Source organism: Comamonas faecalis, assembly GCF_039538025.1.
GTDB classification, from domain to species: domain Bacteria; phylum Pseudomonadota; class Gammaproteobacteria; order Burkholderiales; family Burkholderiaceae_C; genus Comamonas_C; species Comamonas_C faecalis.
Window position 1 is genome coordinate 39,808 of the sequence record NZ_BAABBP010000029.1, and the last position, 6,257, is coordinate 46,064.

Consider the following 6,257-nt stretch of genomic DNA (forward strand, 5'->3'; position numbering starts at 1 on the left):
CGGCACACGACGGCAGGGCTTACAGTCACGCCCCATGGCTTCCTCCTCACGACTGACGCCCGCCACCGCCCTGCTGCTGACCACGGCACCGCTGCTGTGGGCGGGCAACGCCGTCGTCGGGCGCGCGGTGCACGAGCTGATCGCCCCGGTCACGATGAATTTCCTGCGCTGGCTGCTGGCCTTCGTGCTGCTGGCGCCGCTGGCCTGGCGCGTGCTGCGCCCGTCCAGCAGCCTGTGGCCGCACTGGCGCCGCTACGCGCTGCTGGGCCTCTTGGGCGTGGGCTGCTACAACGCGCTGCAATACCTGGCGCTGCAGACGTCGACGCCGCTCAACGTCACGCTGGTGGGCTCGGGCACGCCGATCTGGATGCTGCTCTTCGGCGCGCTGCTGTTTCGCACGCCGGTCACGCGCCAGCAGCTGGCCGGCGCGCTGCTGTCGGTGGCGGGCGTGGCCGTGGTGCTCTCGCGCGGCAGCTGGCAGCAGCTTTTGCAGCTGCGCCTGGTGGCCGGCGACCTGTACATGGTGCTGGCCACGATGGCCTGGGCGCTGTACAGCTGGCTGCTGGTCGCTACCCGCGAGCCGGCCGACCTGCGCGGCGACTGGGCCGCGTTTCTGATGGCGCAGGTGGTCTTCGGCCTGGCCTGGTCGGGCGTGTTCTCTGGCGCCGAATGGGCGGTCAGCGGCGTGCACTTCGTCTGGGGCTGGCCGCTGGTGCTGGCGCTGATCTTCATCGCCGCCGGCCCCGCGGTGATCGCCTACCGCTGCTGGGGCCTGGGCGTGCAGCGCGCCGGGCCGGTGATCGGCGGCTTCTTCATCAACCTCACGCCGCTGTTCGCCGCGCTGCTGTCGGCTGCCTTTCTGCAGGAGATGCCGCGCCCGTACCACGGGCTGGCCTTCGTGCTGATCGTCGGAGGCATCGTCGTGTCGGCGCGGCGCTGACTACTGCGTCAGAAGCTGCCCGGATACGCGCCCCCGTCGGCCAGCCAGTTCTGGCCGGTGACGTAGGCCGCCTGCACGCTGCACAAGAACGCGCACAGCGCGCCGAACTCCTGCGGCGTGCCGAAGCGCCCTGCCGGAATCTGCGCCTGCTGCGCCTGGCGTACCTCCGGCTCCGGACGGCCGGTTTTTGCGGCCGCTGCGGCAAAGGTGGTGGCCAGGCGGTCGGTGTCGAACTTGCCCGGCAGCAGGTTGTTGATCGTCACGCCGCGCCCTGCGAATGCCGGGTTGCGCGCAGTGCCGGCGACGAAGCCGGTCAGGCCGCTGCGCGCGCCGTTGGACAGGCCCAGGATGTCGATCGGCGCCTTCACCGCGCTGGACGTGATGTTGACGATGCGTCCAAATCCGCGCTGCGCCATGCCGTCGATGGTCGCGCGGATCAACGCGATCGGCGTGAGCATGTTGGCGTCCAGCGCGCGCATCCACTGCTCGCGCTCCCACTGGCGAAAATCGCCCGGCGGCGGCCCGCCCGCGTTGGTGACCACGATGTCGAAGTCGCGCCCCGGCCCGCCTGCGGCCGACAGCGCCGCCGCGCGCCCCTCGGGCGTGGTGATGTCGGCCGCCACACCAATGACCTGCACCGCGCCATGGCCGGCGGCCGCGCCATCGGCCTGCAACCGGGCGACCGCGTCCTGCAGCGCGTCGGCATGGCGCGCGTTGACGACCAGGTTCACGCCCTCGCGCACCAATGCCTGCGCACAGCCATGGCCCAGTCCCTTGCTGGCGCCGCACACCAGCGCCCATTTGCCGGAAATTCCCAGATCCATCGTGGCCTCCGTTTTCGTGATCCGTGTGATTTGCTGCGGCGACTGTAGCGGGTGCGCGCCGCCCGCGCGCCGCTGCGGTCAATGCCCGGGCGCGTGGAAGAACCTGTGGTGCAGCCGCCGCAACGACCACCAGACGCTGATCGCCACCACAGGAATGGCCAGCGCAGCCGTGGTCTCGGGCGCCAGCGGCCAGCCCAGCGGCTGCGCGCCGCGGGCCAGGTAGCTGACCAGGCCGACGATGTAGTAGGTGATGGCCGCCACCGACAGCCCCTCCACCGTCGCCTGCAGCTGCAGCTGCTGGTCCTGGCGCTGGTTCATCGCCGCCAGCAGCGCCTGGCTGCTTTGCTGCTGCGCGATCTCCACGCGGGTGCGCAACAGGTGGCTGATGCGTGCTATGCGCTGCGACAGCGCGTCCTGGCGCCGCGCCGCCCATTCGCAGGTGCTGCGCGCGGGCGACAGGCGCCTGTCCATGAACTCGCCAATCGTCTGCAGCGTTCCCAGGCGCGCCTCGTCGATGTCGCGGATGCGCTGCGCCACCAGGTCGAAGTAGGCACTGCTGGCCGAAAAGCGCGCGTGCGTGGCCGCGTACAGACTCTCGACCTGGCCGGCCAGGCGCGTGAGGCGGTCGAGCAGCGCGGGCTCGGCGTCGCAGTCGGCGCTGCGGATCGCCTCGGCCAGCGCGGCCAGCTCCTGCTCGGCCCGCGCCAGCTGCACCGCGGCCGCACGCGCCTGCGGCAGACCAAGCAGCGCCGTCATGCGGTAGGTCTCTATCTCCAGCAGCCTTTGCACCAGCCGCCCCAGGCGCCGCGGCGACAGCGCGCCGGCAAGCACCACCATGCGCGAGCTGCCGTCGGCGTGCAGCGCGAAGTCGGTGTACACGCAGGCCTGGCCGCCGGTCACGCTGCTGGCCACCAGCTGCTCCTCGTCCAACGCCTGCATCTGCAGTTGCGGGTAGGCCAGCGCGCCCTGCGCGGGCAGCGGCTGCACCCACAGCTGCAGCCGGCACAGGCATTGGCCGGGCAGGCGCGCCAGCCAGTCCTGGGGCACGGCGTCGCTGGCCTGCACCGGATGGGCGCCGCCGCCCTCAAACGCCACCGCGGTGAAGGTCCAGGCGACGAATTCGGTGTGCTGCTCCCAGCGCAGGCGCCAGCGCCCCAGGTCGGCGCGCGCGTGCGTCATGCCCGCATCGGGCGCGCTCAGGTGGTGGGCGTGCAGCAGCTGCGCCAGGTGCGCGCGGCTGGCCTCGCGCTCACTCGCGTCGGCCCACATCACGATGTGGGTGATCGCCAGCGGCGGCGCCAGGGCCTCGGGCGGGCGGGCGTGGATCTCGTTGTGCAGCAACGCGCGCTGCGGGTGCTCGGGCGGCATGTGGGTGGCGGGCATGGCGCGATTGTGGGGGATGGCCGCGACAGTACAAAAAACGGCACCCGAAGGTGCCGTGAAGGGGGAAACCACGAATCAGGTGGCCGTCACTCCTCGACGAAGGCCTCCTCGCGCTTCTTGCTCACCGCGGGCAACAGCACGATGACGAGCAGCAACAATGCCGCTGCGAGCAGGCCGGCCGACAGCGGGCGCGTGACCAGCACGCTCCAGTCGCCGCGCGACAGCAGCAGCGCGCGGCGCAGGTTTTCTTCCATCATCGGCCCCAGGATCAGTCCCAGCAGCAGTGGCGCGGGCTCCATGCCAAGCTTGTAGAAGCCGTAGCCGACGAAGCCGAACAAGCCGACCAGCCAGACGTCGAAGGTGTTGTTGTTGGTGGTGTACACGCCGATCGCACAGAACAGCACGATGGACGGGAACAGCCAGCGGTAGGGCACCGTGAGCAGCTTGATCCAGATCCCGATCAAGGGCAGGTTCAGGATCACGAGCATCGCGTTGCCGATCCACATCGAGGCGACCAGGCCCCAGAACAGGTCGGGGTTGCTGGTCATCACCTGCGGGCCGGGCTGGATGTTGTGGATCGTCATCGCGCCGACCATCAGCGCCATCACCGCGTTGGGCGGAATACCGAGCGTCAGCAGCGGAATGAACGAAGCCTGAGAACCGGCGTTGTTGGCCGACTCGGGCGCAGTCACGCCGCGGATGTTGCCCTCGCCGAACGGCACCTCGCCGGGCTTGAGCTTGGTCTTCTTCTCGATGGTGTAGGCGGCAAAGGCCGACAGCAGTGCACCGCCACCGGGCAGGATGCCCAGCGCGCAGCCCAGGCCGGTGCCGCGCAGCATGGCCGGGAACATGTGCTTGAAGTCTTCCTTGGTCGGCATCAGGCCGGTGACCTTGGCGGCAAACACTTCGCGCTCTTCCTCGGGGCGCGAGAGGTTGGAGATGATTTCGCCGTAGCCGAACACGCCCATGGCGATGACGATGAAATCGATGCCGTCGGTCAGCTCCGGAATGTCGAAGCTGTAACGCGCTACGCCCGAGTTCACGTCAGTGCCGATCAGGCCCAGCAGCAGGCCCAGCAAGATCATGCCGATCGCCTTGAGCAGCGAGCCCGATGCCAGCACCACCGCGCCGATCAGGCCCAGCACCATCAGCGAGAAATACTCGGCAGGGCCGAACTTGAAGGCGACCTCGGTCAACGGCCCAGCGAAGCTGGCCAGCATCACGGTGCCCACGCAGCCGGCAAAGAACGAGCCAAGCGCCGCCGACGCAAGCGCCGGCCCCGCCCGGCCCTTGCGCGCCATCTGGTAGCCGTCGATCACCGTGACCACCGACGATGACTCACCCGGCAGGTTGACCAGGATGGCCGTGGTCGAGCCGCCGTACTGCGCGCCGTAGTAGATGCCGGCCAGCATGATCAGCGCCGACACCGGCGGCAGCGCATAGGTGGCCGGCAGCAGCATGGCGATGGTGGCCACGGGACCGACACCCGGCAGCACGCCGATCAGCGTGCCCAGCAGGCAGCCGACAAAACAGTACAGCAGGTTCTGAAGCGTGAAGGCCACGCTAAAGCCCAGTGACAAATGTTCGAATAATTCCATGGTGTGTGCTCCTGTATGTGTCAGCCCACGATGAAGCTGGGCCAGACGGGCAGCACCAGGCTGAGTGCCCGAATGAAGACGAAATAACTTCCTGCGGCCAGGATGGTGGCCAGGATGAACACCTCCTTGAACCGGAAGTGATCCCCCGCCAGGCTGGCGACGAAGGTGAGGCCGTAGATCGCGACGATCAGCCCCATCGCTGGCACGTCAAAGCTGGGCAGGCCGATCAGGAGCACCCCGAACAGCAGGTTGGCGCCGATGATGAACACCGCCTGCTTCCAGGCCCACTTGCCGATTGGGTCGCCATCTACGGTCTCGACCACCGTGGACTTGAACATGATCACGGCGCCGATGATGGCCAGCAGAATGCCGATCATCATCGGGAAATAGCCCGGCCCCATCCGGGCGCCGGTGCCGATCTGGTAGTTGGTGGCGCCAATGGCAAAGCCCCCTCCCACCACCAGGTAGGCCAGGCCAGCAAAAAAGTCCTTCTGGCTTTTGATTTTCACGAAAGTCTCCATAACAAAGAGGGTGTGCGATTGTTCACGCGAACACCCCCCCGTGCGTTGTGGAGAACACTTAGGTAGTTGCCTCCATCACCCCACCCACGGCAGTTGCCACAGCCCAAGCTCAAGGGAAAACCCTTGTCCTGGTGTTGTGGGCATCACGTACGACAAAAATCGGATCACCTTCAATAATCAATTGAATTACGCGCAATTCCTCTACGGAATCAAATAACCGAAATGCCATGCACCCGCATTTCACACCACACCCCGCGTAATTCATCTCAATGCCGGCCACCCTGATGCGGTGAATCTGGCACACACCCCAACCCGAACCCCAAGGAGACTCCATCCCCATGGTCAAACACAAGCATTTATCGGGCGGATCGATTGTTCTCATCGGCATCGCAACCACCGTGGGCAGCACGGAATACCAGATCGGCACCATGGCCCGCATGGGCCCCGGCTTTTATCCAATGATGCTGGGCATCGTCATGATGGTGCTGGGCCTGCTGATCGCCATCCTGCCCGACTCCCCGGACGAGATCCTGGCCGACAGGCAGACCGAACCCCTGTGGAGCAAGATAAGAAAACACGCCCGCCCCTGGGCCGCCATCATTGGCGGCATGCTGTTATTCATTATTCTGGGAACTTACGGCGGATTGGTACCAGCCACTTTCAGCCTGATTTTCATCTCGGCACTGGGCGATCACAACAATTCCGTCAAACAAAGCTTTTGGCTGGCAGTGGGAGTGACGGCATTTACCGTTGCCGTCTTCCACTATGGAATGCAAATGCAATTCCCACTGTTCACCTGGTTGTAAATATCAAGGGAGCGTTGTCATGATCGAAAACATCATGCTCGGATTTTCCACGGCATTGAGGAAATCCTGCAAAACCTCCCCGCCTGTCTGGTAGCTGTCAGCCACCGCTGGCATTCTCCTCATCCATGAAGCAAACCAGCCTCGCCCTGAACCTGAGCACGCGCAAGACGCGCAAGCAAGTCTTC

At 66.4% G+C, this 6,257-nt stretch carries 7 protein-coding genes; 2 read left to right on the forward strand and 5 right to left on the reverse strand.

What is annotated here, in order from left to right; genetic code table 11:
• Positions 1 to 34 precede the first annotated feature (34 nt).
• Positions 35 to 940: an EamA family transporter gene (locus ABD767_RS14010; RefSeq protein WP_103045554.1), complete on the forward strand. Its 906-nt coding sequence runs from the start codon at positions 35 to 37 to the stop codon at positions 938 to 940.
• An 8-nt stretch (positions 941 to 948) separates the two neighbouring features.
• Here the strand turns inward: ABD767_RS14010 and ABD767_RS14015 are convergent, their stop codons facing one another.
• From ABD767_RS14015 to ABD767_RS14030, 4 genes are all read right to left on the reverse strand, one after another.
• Complete coding sequence (locus tag ABD767_RS14015; protein ID WP_103045555.1) at positions 949 to 1,764, reverse strand: SDR family oxidoreductase; 816 nt, start codon at positions 1,762 to 1,764, stop codon at positions 949 to 951.
• A gap of 78 nt (positions 1,765 to 1,842) precedes the next feature.
• A complete protein-coding gene (locus ABD767_RS14020; RefSeq protein ID WP_103045556.1) occupies positions 1,843 to 3,147 on the reverse strand; it encodes a DUF3422 family protein in 1,305 nt (434 codons plus the stop codon).
• 86 nt (positions 3,148 to 3,233) lie between these two features.
• Entirely contained in the window at positions 3,234 to 4,745 is a 1,512-nt protein-coding gene (locus tag ABD767_RS14025) for a tripartite tricarboxylate transporter permease (protein WP_103045557.1), read from the reverse strand.
• Between the two features lie 20 nt (positions 4,746 to 4,765).
• Entirely contained in the window at positions 4,766 to 5,254 is a 489-nt protein-coding gene (locus ABD767_RS14030) for a tripartite tricarboxylate transporter TctB family protein (protein ID WP_103045570.1), read from the reverse strand.
• 350 nt (positions 5,255 to 5,604) lie between these two features.
• On the opposite strand from ABD767_RS14030, the gene ABD767_RS14035 reads away from it, so the two are divergent.
• Positions 5,605 to 6,072, forward strand: a complete 468-nt coding sequence (locus ABD767_RS14035; RefSeq protein WP_344869832.1) for a tripartite tricarboxylate transporter TctB family protein — start codon at positions 5,605 to 5,607, stop codon at positions 6,070 to 6,072.
• A gap of 3 nt (positions 6,073 to 6,075) precedes the next feature.
• Here the strand turns inward: ABD767_RS14035 and ABD767_RS14040 are convergent.
• Positions 6,076 to 6,257, reverse strand: a 182-nt coding sequence (locus ABD767_RS14040; protein ID WP_344869833.1) for a hypothetical protein, incomplete at its 5' end; no start/stop codon positions are given.